General features: G+C 46.2%; 16 protein-coding genes and 1 riboswitch. Of the genes, 3 read left to right on the top strand and 13 right to left on the bottom strand.

Annotated elements, in window-relative coordinates; translation table 11 throughout:
• Positions 1 to 4: 4 nt before the first annotated feature.
• The 3 genes from K8U60_RS07025 to K8U60_RS07015 all read right to left on the bottom strand — a co-directional run bounded on the left by K8U60_RS07025 (position 5) and on the right by K8U60_RS07015 (position 3,999).
• Positions 5 to 2,290, bottom strand: a complete 2,286-nt coding sequence (locus K8U60_RS07025; protein WP_223636332.1) for a ribonucleoside-diphosphate reductase subunit alpha — start codon at positions 2,288 to 2,290, stop codon at positions 5 to 7.
• A 1-nt stretch (position 2,291) separates the two neighbouring features.
• The gene (locus K8U60_RS07020; protein ID WP_223636329.1) at positions 2,292 to 2,777 is read right to left on the bottom strand and encodes an acyl-CoA thioesterase; all 486 of its coding nucleotides are present in this window, start codon (positions 2,775 to 2,777) and stop codon (positions 2,292 to 2,294) included.
• A gap of 154 nt (positions 2,778 to 2,931) precedes the next feature.
• Positions 2,932 to 3,110, bottom strand: a riboswitch (cobalamin riboswitch).
• A gap of 109 nt (positions 3,111 to 3,219) precedes the next feature.
• Positions 3,220 to 3,999: a PAS domain S-box protein gene (locus K8U60_RS07015; protein WP_223636326.1), complete on the bottom strand. Its 780-nt coding sequence runs from the start codon at positions 3,997 to 3,999 to the stop codon at positions 3,220 to 3,222.
• Positions 4,000 to 4,239: 240 nt separating this feature from the next.
• Here K8U60_RS07015 and K8U60_RS07010 point away from each other — a divergent pair, with 240 nt between their 5' ends.
• Positions 4,240 to 5,544 carry an MFS transporter gene (locus K8U60_RS07010; RefSeq protein WP_317851916.1) on the top strand — a complete coding sequence of 435 codons (1,305 nt, stop codon included), beginning with the start codon at positions 4,240 to 4,242 and terminating at the stop codon, positions 5,542 to 5,544.
• Positions 5,545 to 5,621: 77 nt separating this feature from the next.
• On the opposite strand, the gene K8U60_RS07005 is transcribed toward K8U60_RS07010, so the two are convergent.
• The 10 genes from K8U60_RS07005 to K8U60_RS06960 form a co-directional block, all read right to left on the bottom strand.
• The gene (locus tag K8U60_RS07005) at positions 5,622 to 5,813 is read right to left on the bottom strand and encodes a DUF3934 family protein (protein WP_223636320.1); all 192 of its coding nucleotides are present in this window, start codon (positions 5,811 to 5,813) and stop codon (positions 5,622 to 5,624) included.
• A 73-nt stretch (positions 5,814 to 5,886) separates the two neighbouring features.
• The gene (locus K8U60_RS07000) at positions 5,887 to 6,366 is read right to left on the bottom strand and encodes a glutathione peroxidase (protein WP_223636318.1); all 480 of its coding nucleotides are present in this window, start codon (positions 6,364 to 6,366) and stop codon (positions 5,887 to 5,889) included.
• A gap of 37 nt (positions 6,367 to 6,403) precedes the next feature.
• Positions 6,404 to 6,841: a MarR family winged helix-turn-helix transcriptional regulator gene (locus tag K8U60_RS06995; protein WP_223636316.1), complete on the bottom strand. Its 438-nt coding sequence runs from the start codon at positions 6,839 to 6,841 to the stop codon at positions 6,404 to 6,406.
• A gap of 23 nt (positions 6,842 to 6,864) precedes the next feature.
• A complete protein-coding gene (locus K8U60_RS06990; protein WP_223636313.1) occupies positions 6,865 to 7,284 on the bottom strand; it encodes an organic hydroperoxide resistance protein in 420 nt (139 codons plus the stop codon).
• 152 nt (positions 7,285 to 7,436) lie between these two features.
• Positions 7,437 to 7,994 (bottom strand): methyltransferase family protein, encoded by a 558-nt coding sequence (locus K8U60_RS06985; RefSeq protein WP_223636311.1) that lies wholly within the window; start codon positions 7,992 to 7,994, stop codon positions 7,437 to 7,439.
• 66 nt (positions 7,995 to 8,060) lie between these two features.
• Entirely contained in the window at positions 8,061 to 8,366 is a 306-nt protein-coding gene (locus K8U60_RS06980) for a hypothetical protein (RefSeq protein ID WP_223636309.1), read from the bottom strand.
• A 251-nt stretch (positions 8,367 to 8,617) separates the two neighbouring features.
• Positions 8,618 to 10,270: a b(o/a)3-type cytochrome-c oxidase subunit 1 gene (locus K8U60_RS06975; RefSeq protein ID WP_223636307.1), complete on the bottom strand. Its 1,653-nt coding sequence runs from the start codon at positions 10,268 to 10,270 to the stop codon at positions 8,618 to 8,620.
• Complete coding sequence (locus K8U60_RS06970) at positions 10,267 to 10,740, bottom strand: cytochrome c oxidase subunit II (RefSeq protein WP_223636305.1); 474 nt, start codon at positions 10,738 to 10,740, stop codon at positions 10,267 to 10,269. The genes K8U60_RS06975 and K8U60_RS06970 overlap by 4 nt, the downstream gene beginning before the upstream one ends.
• A gap of 25 nt (positions 10,741 to 10,765) precedes the next feature.
• The gene (locus tag K8U60_RS06965) at positions 10,766 to 10,888 is read right to left on the bottom strand and encodes a cytochrome C oxidase subunit II (protein WP_223636303.1); all 123 of its coding nucleotides are present in this window, start codon (positions 10,886 to 10,888) and stop codon (positions 10,766 to 10,768) included.
• Between the two features lie 152 nt (positions 10,889 to 11,040).
• Positions 11,041 to 11,763 (bottom strand): Crp/Fnr family transcriptional regulator, encoded by a 723-nt coding sequence (locus tag K8U60_RS06960; RefSeq protein ID WP_223636301.1) that lies wholly within the window; start codon positions 11,761 to 11,763, stop codon positions 11,041 to 11,043.
• A gap of 163 nt (positions 11,764 to 11,926) precedes the next feature.
• Between K8U60_RS06960 and K8U60_RS06955 the strand changes: the two genes are divergently transcribed.
• The gene (locus K8U60_RS06955; protein WP_223636299.1) at positions 11,927 to 12,391 is read left to right on the top strand and encodes a universal stress protein; all 465 of its coding nucleotides are present in this window, start codon (positions 11,927 to 11,929) and stop codon (positions 12,389 to 12,391) included.
• Between the two features lie 397 nt (positions 12,392 to 12,788).
• Complete coding sequence (locus K8U60_RS06950) at positions 12,789 to 14,123, top strand: murein hydrolase activator EnvC family protein (RefSeq protein WP_223636297.1); 1,335 nt, start codon at positions 12,789 to 12,791, stop codon at positions 14,121 to 14,123.
• Positions 14,124 to 14,191 lie beyond the last annotated feature (68 nt).

Raw genomic sequence — 14,191 nt, 5'->3', positions numbered from 1 at the left:
TCCTTTAGCTTTGGCATGCTTCGCATTCTTCGATTTCCGCCTGTGATGTACTGCGGACGTAATAGGTCGTCTTCAGATGTTGTTGCCACGCTTCCAAATGAAGCTCCAGCAATTCTTTCGCTTTAATGGTATGCGGTACGTAAAAGTTGAAGCTGATGGATTGGTCGATATGCCGTTGGCGTGCTGCGTTTTGGCGGATGCTCCATTTCTGATCCAGCACGTGGCGGGCACGGCGGTAATACTCGTAGGTGTTGTGGTCCAAGTCAGGCGCTGTCACCTTGAACTTGAAATTCTTTTTCTCTTCCGCGTATTCAACGGCATACAGGGGATCGATGCCATCTGTCGAACCGCCGATTTTCGCAGTCGACGAGTTCGGTGCAACGGCCATCATCCAGCCGTTGCGGACACCGTTTGCGGCGACTTCCTGCTGCAGTTGCTCCCAGCGCTCTCCGCGGTAGCTGCGGCGCTCAAAATACTCGCCAGTGTGCCATTCAGAATCTGCAAACTTGCTGAAAGCCCCTTTTTCTTGGGCCAGCTGCATCGAAGCGCGGATCGTCTCATAAGCAATTTTTTCGTATAACGAGTCTGCAAACTCCACTGCCTTTTCGCTTTCCCAATGGATGCCGTCAAGCGCCAAAAGGTGGTGCCAACCGAATGTCCCTAATCCAATGGCGCGGTATTTTTTATTTGTGGCTTCGGCCTGCCCGACAGAAATTGTGTTCAAATCAATGACATTATCGAGCATGCGCACTTGGATTGGAATTACCCGTTCCAACACGTCCGCTTTGACCGCTCTCGGCAAGTTGATGGATGACAAATTGCAAACGACAAAATCCCCCGGCTTGCGGACCATCACAAGGTTGCCGTCTTCATCGGTGTATTCTTTCATGATGGTTGTTGCAGACATATTTTGTGTTATTTCTGTACACAAATTACTGCAGTAAATCGATGTCAGCCCTCTGCCTCTTGTGTGCTTGTTCGGGTTTTGACGATTCACTTCATCCCGGTAGAACATATAAGGCGTGCCGGTTTCCAGCTGCGATACCATGATGCGCGCCATAATCTCCATCGCCCGGTAAGTTTTGCGCGGCAATAGCGGATGGTCCACAGCTTCCTGGTATTTCACGCTGAAGTATTTTTCATCGGTTTCATCGTAAAAGTCTTCGAGACCCAACGCGTTGCCGTTTTCGTCTTTCCAGCCCATTACCTGCTTGATCTGGTGCGGACAGAAGGTATGCCATTCACCGTTGCTGCGGCCGTTTTCGTCTTTTTCCTGAAGCCGCTCCATAAACAGATCCGGAATCGACACGCCCGTGAAAATATCGTGCGCTTTGCGGCGCTCGTCGCCGTTATTGGTCTTCAGATCCAAAAATCCGTTCATGATGTCTTTATGGAAAACATCCAGGTAAATCGCCACTGCGCCCTGGCGCTGGCCCAGTTGATCGACACTGACCGCCGTATCATTGACCAGACGGATCCACGGCACGACGCCTGACGAATTGCCTTTGAACTTTTTGATGTCTGAGCCCAAAGCCCGCACTTTTCCATAATAGATGCCAATGCCGCCGCCATCTTTGCTGAGGCGGGCGATGTCCCAGTTGTTCAAATAGATGCCATCCAATGAATCGTCAACGGTATCGATAAAGCACGAAGACAATTGGCCGAAGCTCTTCCCGGCATTCGATAAAGTCGGTGTCGCCACTGTCATATACAGATGGCTCATTGCCCAGTAGGCTTCTTTGACCAGTTCCAGCCGTTGGTCTTTCGATTCGTTTTGCATCAAGGTCATCGCGATGACGAGAAAACGTTCCTGCGGAAGTTCGAACAAGCGCCCTTCATAGTCTTTCGCCAAATAGCGGTCAGCCAGCAGGAACAGGCCGATGTAATTGAACAGCAAATCCCGCTCCGGTGCAATTCCCTGTCCCAATTCAGTGATTTCTTCTTTCGAATATGCCGCAAGGAGCTCTTCGGAATAAATGCCGATCTGTGTAAGCTCTTCAATAAGTCCGTAGAAGTCGCCGTATTTCTCTGAAGCGGAAAATTTGCGGCTATCTGCAGCTTTTCCGTACAAGTCGCCTGCATACAATTCGGCCGCCACGTATGTCCAATCCGGCTCATCCATGGTGATGCGGTTCAAAGCATAGAGCAATGACTGTTCTCCTTTTGCCTGTCCAGCCAACTTTGCTGCCCGTTCCAGCAGTTCACGCGTATCCAGTCCATATACATCCGTTGCCCGTTGAAGGGCTCTTTCCACTGCATTCATTTCTGTTGCTTCGATTTTCGTATTCATGTCAGCACAACTCCTTTGCGTATTCGTTTACTTTCATGCGCCGTTGCTTGCGTTCCTGGGCGCTTTTGAATAGTTTTTCTTCGGCAGCCGTTTCGGGAATCACGCCAGTCACAGGTGTCGGTTTGCCTTCGCTGTCGACAGCCACCATCGTCAGGATTGCCGTCGTCGTTAAACTTTTATCACCGGTTTCAATATGCTGGCATTCGGCTTTGACGTACACTTCCATCGATGTTCTGCCCGTTGAAATGACGACGCCTTCTAAAATGAGGATATCCCCCACTTTCGCAGAAGACAGGAAATTCACGGTGTCGATCGATGCTGTCACAACTGCTTTTCCACTGTGCCTCATCGCTGTGATGGCGGCAATCTCATCAATATAAGCCAATACCGTGCCGCCGAAAATGGTGCCCATGTGGTTGGTGTCCGGCGGCAGCACCAGCCTTGTTTGAATGGTTCTTGCTACGCCTGCTGCTAATGGTCCCGTCATCTGCATTCAATCCTCCATCTCTGAGTAAAAAGAAAAAACCCCATCCTCTCAGGGAGGATGGGGTTGAAAACGCAGAATATCAGATGAAAACAGCTGAAAAAGGGCTGTCCCACACATAAATACCTTTGTTATCCCTCTCAGCTCCCGGAGAAGATCATAAACGATAACGAAGGCAGGTCTCCTGGCTTGTGCGTCATCCTCTGCTATCTCCTTCCCGTCCATTGGACAGTGGATTGTGATAGCTCGTCAGCACTTACAGTTGCGGGAACAGCTCCGGAATTTCACCGGCTTCCCTATTAAGCCTTTTCAGGCACCTTCGTTATTGGTTCTACTATATATAGTTTTTATTTTCATCAAATCACTAAATATTGTATTTCTAAACTATAAATCACTTTCAATGCTTTGACAAGAATTTTTTCAACCTTCTGGTTAGGTGGAGGTTTTAGTTACTCGTCAAATGCCGCTTCAACGCTTGTTTAACTGTACCCATGGTCGTCAATTGGCTGAAATTGACACGTGCTTCAATGGCTTTTAAAGCCAATTCTGGCCGGATTCCAGTGAAAATCAGTTGAATGCCGAGCAAGCGCATGATGTGATCAATCTTGTAGAGAAATTCCGCTACGACCTTATCGATATTGTAGATGCCGGATACATCGATGATGAGGCATTGGAGGTTCTCCCCTTGAATTTTTTGCGGGATGATATCAAGCAGCCGATTGCTTCGGTCACCATCGACAGAACCTACAAGCGGCAACACGGCCAAGCCATCAATAATCGGAACGATGGGGGTTGATATTTCGTTTTTCAATTGCAATAAGTCCCGTTCTGTTTGTTTTTGCGCGCTGATGTCATGGATGATCGATTGAATGGCAACCGTTTCTCCATACTGAACAGGATAACAATACAACTCTACATCTGCTAGGGTCCCATCAAAACGTCTAACAGTGGTCTCCATCAATCCTCCGATCGCGCGGTCTTCCATGCCCGTGCGGATGCGTTCAGTGATGAACTCTTTATAGTCCTCAGTAAAAACATCCACCACATTCGCCCCGATGAGCGTCTCTTTGCTGGCTTTGAAAAAATCCGATCCCGGCTGATTTATATATAGGACTTTCTGATTTGAATGGATGATGGTCGTTTCGTTCGAATACTCCGCTATTTGCTGATAGATTTCTTCTTTTTCTGTAATGCTCAGTTGTGGTACTGGTGATAAACTTGGCATTTTTTCTCACTCCTTCTGGCTAAGAAACTGCCTTATCCTCTATTTTACACTTTTTCAGAAAAACTTTCAGTGTCTGTCGATGTTTCAAATATCTGAATCATTCTTTTATTTACAGTTCTATTTCAAAACTTGTAAAACAGAAGTATTATGCTATGATAAGAAATTGTGATTTCGGAACATCTTTTTGACACTGCTTTTGGAAATACAGTAACGTGAAGTTATGGCAAATGGAGATACATGATGAAACAATTAACAGGAAATGCTTTTCACTACGGCTGGGTCATTATCGCGATTGCAGCCTTGTCCCAATTTTTCTCTGGCCCCGGACAAACTTATTCCAACTCGATTTTCATCGATTATTATATAGAAGACTTCGGCTGGAGCCGCTCGACGGTTTCCGGCATCTACTCAGCTGCCACCTTAACCGCAGGCTTCCTGCTGTTTTTTGTCGGTCGGCTGATTGACCGCAATGGTTCACGAAAAATGGCGGTTGCTGTTTCCATCGCCCTCGCTGTGGCCTGCTTCTTCAACAGTTTCGTAACAAGTCTCGTCATGCTGTTCATCGGCTTCTTTTTTATCCGGCTGCTTGGACAAGGTTCCATGGCGCTCATCTCAAGCTCGCTCATCCCCCAGTGGTTTGTCAAAAAGAGAGGGCGCGCCATCAGCATTGCCGCCATCGGTGGATTGGTCAGTTCCGCTGCTTTCCCGCTGTTGAATGTTTGGCTGATCGAGTCATTTGGCTGGCGCAGTTCGTGGCTGATTTTAGGGGTCATCATCATTGTTTGCTTTACACCGCTCGCTCTTTTCCTCATTCAAAATTCTCCTGAAGAAATGGGTTTGTTGCCGGATAACGGCGATAAACTAAGAAAAGAGCCTGAAAAAATGGCCATTGAAGAAGTCAGCTGGTCGGTGAAGGAAGCTTCAAAAACCCGGGCATTCTGGTTATTGCTGCTATGTGCCGCCATTCCTGGAATCGTCAATACCGGTTTGACCTTCCACCTGGTTTCCATCTTCGCTCAAAAATCCTTATCCCTTGAAACCGCCGCAAGTATATTAAGCTTAACGGCATTGATCGGTTTGCCGGTCACGTTCATCACTGGGATCCTATTGGAAAAAGTAAAGGTCCAATATATGCTGACGCTCGTTTTTGCCGGGGAACTCCTGTCGTTGTTTCTTCTGCAGAAAGCTGATTTTTTGGCAGCCGCCGTCATTTTCGGTCTGGTCTGGGGCGTGAGCATGGGAATCGAGCGGATCGTCATGGCTGTCGTCTGGCCCAATTACTTTGGCCGGAAACATATTGGCAGCATCAGCGGCATCTCGATGGCGATGGTCGTCACGGGATCTGCACTTGGCCCGTTGCCGCTCGGCATCGCGTTCGATCTGTTCGGCGGCTACGTTGAAATCCTCTGGACGCTGATGATCTTCCCGGTTTTCGGCATCATTTCGGCATTGCTGGCGAATCCACCGATGAAGGAAGGGGCTGCAAAAGAACCCGTTATTGAAGACATTTATGGTCCTTCAGAAAACCCTTTACTCGCGGAGTAAAGGGTTTTTTTGATGCAACTGGACTACCGGGCAAATAAAAAAAGTTGCCCAATTTGGACAACCCATTACTTCTCTCTTTATGCATCGACCCATTCAGCTTCAGAAGCTCGTTCTTTATCTGTTTTGGGTTCGTCGGCTTTTTTATTGGTTTTACTGGTGTACGGCTTAAAACTCTTGGCCTTGTTGGCGCCGGCTTTCCAGCGGGTCCAGCCTTTTTTGCCAGTTCCCTGGCCCGTACCGCTTTTCGTTTTTGCTTTTGCTTTGCTCATTCTAATCACTCCATTACTTACGATGATGTACAGCTTATCACATCAGGGCGCAGAGTGGAATAGAAAGGTTTTGCTATTGCTGGCCAAGCACTTTTTGAATATCTTTTTCAAAGGATTCAGGTTTGTCTTTTGGCGAGAAACGCGAAACGATGTTGCCTTCCTGGTCAATCAGGAATTTAGTAAAGTTCCATTTGATCCCGCTCGACAGGAATCCTTTTGTGTTAGCAGTCAGGTAGCTGAAAAGCGGATGTGCGCCTTTGCCATTGACCTTTACGAGGTCATGCATCGGAAAAGTAACCCCATAAGTCATGCGGCAAGCTTCCTGAGCTTCTTCTCCGCTGCCTTTTTCCTGTCCGAATTGATCGGATGGAAAACCTAACACGACCAGTCCTTGCTCCTTATAGTCTTCATACATTTTTTCCAGGCTGTCAAATTGATCTCTCAATCCGCATTTTGTCGCTGTGTTGACAATCAACATGGCCTTGCCTTTGTATTCGCTTAATTGGTATTCTTCCCCGTTCGGCTTTGGTACGGCAATATCGTAAATATTCATCCGGCATCACTCCTTTTGTGGCGATTCAAAGCATAGTTTACAGATCCATGGTTTTAAAAGTCGCATTCAGCTCTTTCAGGTTTTTCATCAAGGTAATCGCGTTGACGCCCATGAAGTTGCAGCTCGCAAGTTTGTCGAAGACAGCCTGTTCAACCGCTTTTTGTTCGCTTTGGGCTTTTTCCGTCAAGGAAATCGTAAACGCGCGTTTGTCGGTTTCGGATTGCTGTTTGATCAGCCTCCCCTGTTCGATCATGCGATTGATGATGGGATTCAAGGTTCCCGTGCCGAGGCCGAGCCGTTCACCGATGTTTTTCATCAGCAGTCCGTCTTCCTCCCATAGGACAAGAAGCACCAAATACTGCGGGAACGTCAGACCGAACGGCTCCAGCGCTTTCGCATACATTTTCGAAAAATTGCTGGAAGCTTTATAGACTTCAAAACATAATTGCTGTTCGAGTTTCGTCGGTTTTTCCATTTACATCTCACCTATACTCATTATTAGAGAACGCTGATCTCCACATCCACCGATCCTTTGATCGCTTTGGAATATGGGCAATACTGATGCGCTTTTTCTACGTACTCGTGTTTTTTCTCTTCATCGATGCCTGTGATATCGACAACCAGTTTCACTGCCAGCTTAACGCCGCCATTGTCTTTATCTCCGATCAATGCAACAGTCGCCGTTACTTCGCTTTTCTCTATTTCCACTTTACCAGCTTCCAGCACCCATTCCAATGCGCTATTGAAGCAGGCGCTGTAGCCTGCCGCAAAAAGCTGCTCCGGATTTGTTGCCGTTGTGGCTGAACCGCCAAGAGCCTGTGGTTTTGCTACGTCCAAATAGAAAATATTGTCCGGCGAATAAACTGCGCCGTCTCTTCCGCCTGTATTGATCATAGTCGTTTCAAATAGTGTTTTCATTAGTTATGTTCCTCCATCCATTTGTATCTTACACGATCTATATTATATTACATCGTACACGATGTAAATAAAGATGCTCATATCTAAAAAAGACGTTATTCACCAGAACGGTGAATAACGTCTTTTCGTAAAATTGATCCGTTTCCTTCTGTTTAATAAATGAATGGAATCAAGCGCGCACGCTTTTTCATCCATTGCTCATAATCCGGCCCGAACTTCTCGACCAGCAGGCGCTCTTCGTAATTGATCCGCTGAAGTAAGGCCCAGACCATGGCCGCGCCTCCGATAATTGCCGCAATCAGGCTGCTGAAAAAAAGCGCCATGCCCAGTGTAATCAGCAGCAGTCCCGTATAAAGCGGATGGCGCAGCTTCCGGTACGGGCCGGTGCTGACGATTTCATCCCCTTCGCGAACTGTGACGTAACGTGTGAATTGCGACTTCAAATGTATGATTCCCCAGAAGCGCAGAAACACTCCTGATGCCAGTAAAATGATCCCCACCAGCTGGCCAGCCAACGCCAAGGCCGCGAATGGCTGCAGCTCCTGCAGCAGCATCGCCACAATGATCGTGGCAATCAAGACCGTGAAAATAGTGAAAAAAGTCCGTTTTTCCAAAGAATCACCCTGGCCGACGCCGCGATTGCGGAAAATCACGAATTCGCCGATCCACAGCAAACTTATTGCCGTAAAAATCCATTCCATAATCGTCATATAAAAGGCCTCAACTTCCTGTCCATTTCCTTCCAATATATAGAACATTCCGAAACAATACAATTTCTATCCCTTTCCAAATAAGCTCATCCAAACATCGGCAGCCGGGAATCCATCCTGCTGCTCTGGCTTGCGTCCAAGCTCGTGGAGGATTTTGGCTGAACGGCTGCAAATTCTCCTGAGCGACCATAAATCTTTTTGAGCGCCCACAAATCCTCCTGAACGACCACAAATCTTTTTGAACGCCCACAAATCCTCCTGAACGACCACAAATCTTTTTGAACGCCCACAAATCCTCCTGAACGACCACAAATCTTTTTGAGCGCCCACAAATCCTCCTGAACGACCACAAATCTTTTTGAGCGCCCACAAATCCTCCTGAACGACCACAAATCTTTTTGAGCGCCTATAAATCCACAACACACCTGCCAGAAGCCGAAAAAAAGCCCTTTGCCGACCCGGCAAAGGACTCTTTTCTATGATTTTATCTACGTTTCCTTAAAAAACTGGTGCTGCTGCTTCCCATTTACTCTTCTGTAGAAGAGATTTCAACCAGCATTGCCGTGAATGCGATAAAAACAACCATTAATGAAAGTACCATCGTGAACATTGTTCCTCAACTCCTACCAAGTTTTGAATCCTTCTGAGCCTGGCGGTGCATGTTGAATCATATGGCTTAACGGAATTGCATAAGCGATGACAATGAGTGCAACAGCGAGACCAATCCAAATCCACCAATTCTCCAGCCATTTCGGCGTACGGGTCATGTCGCTTTCCGCCATCGGGAAGTCAACCACATCCTTCGGCTCCACCGCTTTAGGCGACAGGAACATCGTCATAATAACGATATAGATGAGGATCATCGCCGATACGAATAATATACTTCCTCCAATTGCCATCGTGACGTGGTTCGTCAAGATGCCATCAAACCATTCCATGGCAGCTGGGTGATCGTTATAGCCGGAATACGCGGTTCTTCTTGGCGCTCCGAGTAGGCCCAGAAGATGCTGCGCTGTTGACATCAAAAGCATACCGATTGACCAGGTGATGATTTGGACCAGTCCAAGAACTTTCATGGACTTGGTGAATTTTCTGCCTGTCAGATAAGGAATCAGCCAGAACGTCAATCCCATGAATGTCATGGCCACTGGAGTTCCAACCGTAATGTGGAAATGTCCGACAATCCATAGCGTATTATGGACAACTTCGTTCAACTGGAAGCTTGCATTGATGATTCCGCCAGCTCCACCGGGGATAAAGAACGCCATGGCGATGAAAATCGATGTAAAGCGGATATCTCTCCACGGCAATTTCGTAAACCATCCGAAAATGCCTTTTCCGCCATTTTTCCGTCCCGCGATTTCAAATGTCGCGAACATCGAGAACGCGGTCATCAATGAAGGCACGATGACCATGAATGTCAACACCACCTGAAGGAATTTCCAGAAGTTCGAAATTCCCGGTTCTGTCAGCTGATGGTGGAATCCGACAGGAATGGAGAACAGGATAAAGAGTACGAAAGACAAACGTGCCAAGGAATCACTGAATACTTTTACGCCCAGGATCTTCGGTACGATAACATACCAGGCCATGTATGCAGGCAATAGCCAGAAATACACGAGCGGATGCCCAAAGAACCAGAACAAGGTACGGCTGAGTTCCACATCAATGGTATCGGTCCAGCCGAACGCCCAAGGAATGTATTGGAACAATACTGTCGCCACGACACCAAGACAAGCGATGATCCACATGATGATGGTGGTGATGGTCATGAAAGCGAATAACGGGCTCAACTGCCCTTTATTGTTTTTCCGCCATACTCTGTAATGTCCGACCAGCGCGAAACTGCTGATCCAGGTTCCGACGATGACAAGAGCAAGCCCTACATAGTAAAAGCCGCTTGCCTGAAGTGGTGCATAAAAGGTGTACATGACGGAAGCTTCACCGGCCACGATCATTGCTGTTGCCATGACCGTTCCAAGCAACGTCACCCAAAAACCGATCCAGGAAAACAAGCGGACTTTCGGCCCGAAGCTTCCGAGGCTTTTGCTCATACCGGTAATAAAGAATCCAAAAATGAAAAATGTCGTAAATACAAGTGCGAGTAAGACCCCGTGCGCCGTTAAAATTTGATAATAGTCCAGCCAAGCCGGTAATTGAAGAGCGTCATTGCGGATAAAAACCTGAAGCAGTCCGCATAATGTACCTATTAGAAATGCAGCATAAGCTACGCCGATATTCCATAAAGCGATTTTTCGATCTTGCACAGCAATCATTCTTCGTACACCTCTATCTCTGTATACATCATATGGTGACCCGTTCCACAGTATTCATTGCAAAGAATTAAATATGTGCCCGGTTTTTCAAACGTGTAGGATTTTGTTGTAATACGGCCTGGAACGACCATCATATTGACTTTTGTATCATCGATTGTAAGACTGTGGACCACGTCGGTGCTGGTCACTTTAAAAATAATTTCCTTGCCGACCGGCACTCTTAAGTCCGGTGCCTGGTATCCGAAGGCCATTGCTACGATCGTAGCCTGATACGTGTCTTCATCCAATTGGGTTACACCCGGGTTATCAAATGGCGCTGTTTCATTCACTTTTTGGGGATCTATTGTTTCCATCCCTCCAGCTGGGGTGTGATCTTGAGAAAAGGCGCTCACTCCGACCACGCTTAAAAATACAATCAGCGATGCAATACCGAACACCAGCCAAATTTTTTCATATTTATGAAGATGCATTTAAACCTACTCCTTTCGTCCTGCCTTAACGGGCTACGTACAATAAATAAACGGCGACCCACATCACGATGATGATCAATCCCACTATGAAAACACTTACTAAAGTTCCTTTTAGATTGGCCTCCGGCTCCCGGTTTTCCTGACTCATTTCTTCTCACCTCTAATGCTTTTTGTTCTTACTTTCAGCCTATGCTATCGTCCTTCATGGCACTGTGACATTTCTCACACTTGAACCTCATTTTTAATAGATTGACAAATTTTAGACAAAAAAAGAGCTCGCCACATGGGCAAGCTCTCCTATTAATCAATTTTACATAAATAAATGGGACAGTTTTCACAATTTGTTTCTGTCTTTAAATGGCTCATATCGTGAATAAGGATTTTCCCTTCAAGTAAACTCACTATGCCATTCTTTTTCAAATCATTCAGCATGCGGTTGACCACTTCCCTGGTCATTCCACAGAAATTCGCCAGGTCCTGGTTAGTCAGGACCAGGTCGATCAGCGTCCCTTTTTCTGTTACAACCCCATAACTGTTGGAAAGTCTGATTAAGGTCGAATACAGCGCTCCTTTTTTACCGTGCAGCAGCAAATCCCGGAATTTCGTCTGAGTTTTCTGCTGATCGATTCCCATCCATTTCATAAAGGCGATGGACAGCCGCGCATTCGACAGCAAGGCTTCTTCCAGATCATTTATTGAAATATGAAGGCATACCGTGTCTTCAATCGCACGGGCATCCAGCATGTATTTAGGTGCTTCAGAAAAAATTGTCACTTCTCCAACAAGCTGTCCCGGACCGCAGATTTTCAGCGTAAGCTCCCGACCGTTCGGTGTCACTTTTTCAATCCGTATTTTCCCGGAGCGAATGATGAATACCCCGCTGATGGCATCTCCCTCATGGAACAAGTAACTATCCTTTTTCAATTCTTTGGTTTGATGGCGTATTGACAGCAATTCTTCCATCCCTGTCAGTCCATTCGTGTTTACTGCACCGGTCTTCACTTTATAGCCACCTTTCAACATGTCTTCCGGACTCTTCGATTTCATTTATTTTAACATGAATTTCCTTTTATCCGTGCAAAAGTTCATGACTTCGACACCCTTTTTCAAAAGAATGTGACAGATAAGAAGGAACTCCCGATGGCGACAGCGAAGTTCCTAGTATAGAGACGAGGAGGAATGCTGAATGACTTTAAAATATTCCAATATTTTAGTAGCAGTAGACGGTTCCAAAGAAGCAGAATTGGCATTTAAGAAAGGTGCTGCAGCTGCAGCCCGGAACAATGCCACCTTGCATCTGGCCCACATTATCGATAACCGTTCATTCGGTTCCATCGAGGCTTACGATCGGACAATTGCAGACCGCACGAAAAAAACATCCCAGGAGCTGCTGGCCAAATATAAAGAAGAAGCATTGGCTGCCGGCGTAAAGGATGTAAATGTCATTATTGAATACGGAGTCCCTAAAGTCGCCATTCCTAAAGAACTGGCACCTAAATTAAACATCGATGTCATCGTTTGCGGCGCTACTGGATTGAATGCCGCTGAACGGTTTATCATGGGCAGCGTTTCTGAACGGATTGTCCGTTCTGCCAAATGTGATGTACTGGTCGTTCGCAGAGAACAAGCTGACGTATTAGCAGAAGAATAATCGAAAGTCCTTCCCAAACTAAATTCCGGGGAAGGCTTTTTTTTGCCCTTTTACATCTTCTCTCGTCCTATCCTATCTTCGTCTTTTATCCTAGAAGCAATAAATCATGTAAATAGTCAGATAAATATCAAGTCCTTGTTTTCAATATAACGATATTTCACTAAAACATCATATTAATGCTATAAACCAGCAGATTCAACCTTATATTCTGACATTTTGTCATGTTCGCCTTCTAATTGATAAGAAACTGTAATAATAAACAGGTTTATGCGGTGGTACAATGGGTCTGCTGGATTTTTCCTATGGCCACTCAAATGCCAAGGAAATTATCGATTATGTAAAAAATTTATCAGTATAACTTATAGATAGCCACGGAAAATGAAAGGGGCGCGAGAGTTTGAATTCATTATCAAAAATTATGATGATTGCATTATCAGCAGTACTGGCTTTAACGATGTTCATGCCGACTGCAAATGCAGATAAACTAAGTGATTTAGAAAAGAAGCAACAAGAGGTTCAACAGAAACAAAGTGAATTGAACTCAGGGATTCAACAAAAAACAAGTGAAATCTCCCAAAATCAAACCACACTCGAAAAAATCATCGCAAAAATCCGCGAATTGGATAACCAAATCATCGAAACACAAACCAAAATTGACGTGGCTCAAGCCGAGATCGACCAAACGAAAGTCGAAATTGACGAGTTGAGAAAGTCCATTGAAGAATTGGAAAGAAAAATTGCGGAGCGTGAAGAGCTTCTGAAAGAACGAGCTCGTGCCATCCAATTAAGTGGCGGCTCAGTAGATTACATAGATGTACTTCTTGGAGCAAACAGCTTTGTTGATTTCATTGACCGTTTCTCAGCAGTTAACATCTTGATCGAAGCAGACCGTGAAATTATGCGTGAACAAGCTGCAGATAAAAAATTGCTGGCTGAACAAAAAGCAGAAGTGGAAACGAAGTTGGCTGAACAGGAAGCTAAAAAAGCGGAATTGGTCGACTTGAAGAATTCACTAGATGCTCAAAAGAATAAACAGGCACAACTTGAAAAAGATCTAAAAGCCGAACAGGGACGATTGGCTAAAGAGAAATCAGCTCTTGAAGCGGAACATAATAAAGCGATGAATATCAGCTCAGATCTCGCCAAGAAAATTGGCGCAGAACAAGCACGCCTGGCAGAAATCGCCAGAAAAGCAGAACAAGAACGCCTAGCTAAAGAAGCAGCTGCACGTAAAGCGGAAGCTCAGCGCCAAGCAGCCGCATCTGCAGCTTCAGCGGCACCTGCAGCAACCGTTACACAAGCTTCTGTTTCTTCCAATGCCGGCAGCTCAACATTCATCTTGCCATCAACTGGACGTTTCACTTCTGGATTCGGCGGCCGTGATATCGGAGCCGGAGCAGAATCACATCTTGGAATGGATATTGCCAATTCACCGGGTACACCGATTGTTGCTGCAGCGAGCGGAATTGTTTCGTACGCCGGCAACATGGGCGGATATGGAAATGTGGTTGTTCTTACGCATTCCATCAACGGTCAGACTCACGCTACTGTATATGCCCATATGAACTCGATCAATGTATCGGTTGGACAGTCAGTCGGACAAGGCCAGCAAGTAGGCGGCATGGGCAACACCGGCCGTTCAACAGGCACGCATCTTCACTTTGAAATTCATGTAGGACCTTGGAACGGCGCACGCTCGAATGCCGTCAACCCTGCTCCTTACGTACGCTAATATAGGAAAAACCGGTTTTCTCTTAAGAGATGCCGGTTTTTTTATATGCTGAACCCAGTCAACTTTTC

Origin of the sequence: Planococcus circulans (assembly GCF_020023385.1) — a bacterium.
GTDB lineage: Bacteria > Bacillota > Bacilli > Bacillales_A > Planococcaceae > Planococcus.
The sequence above is the reverse complement of the archived record's forward strand: the minus strand, read 5'-3'. Positions and strand labels throughout refer to the sequence as shown.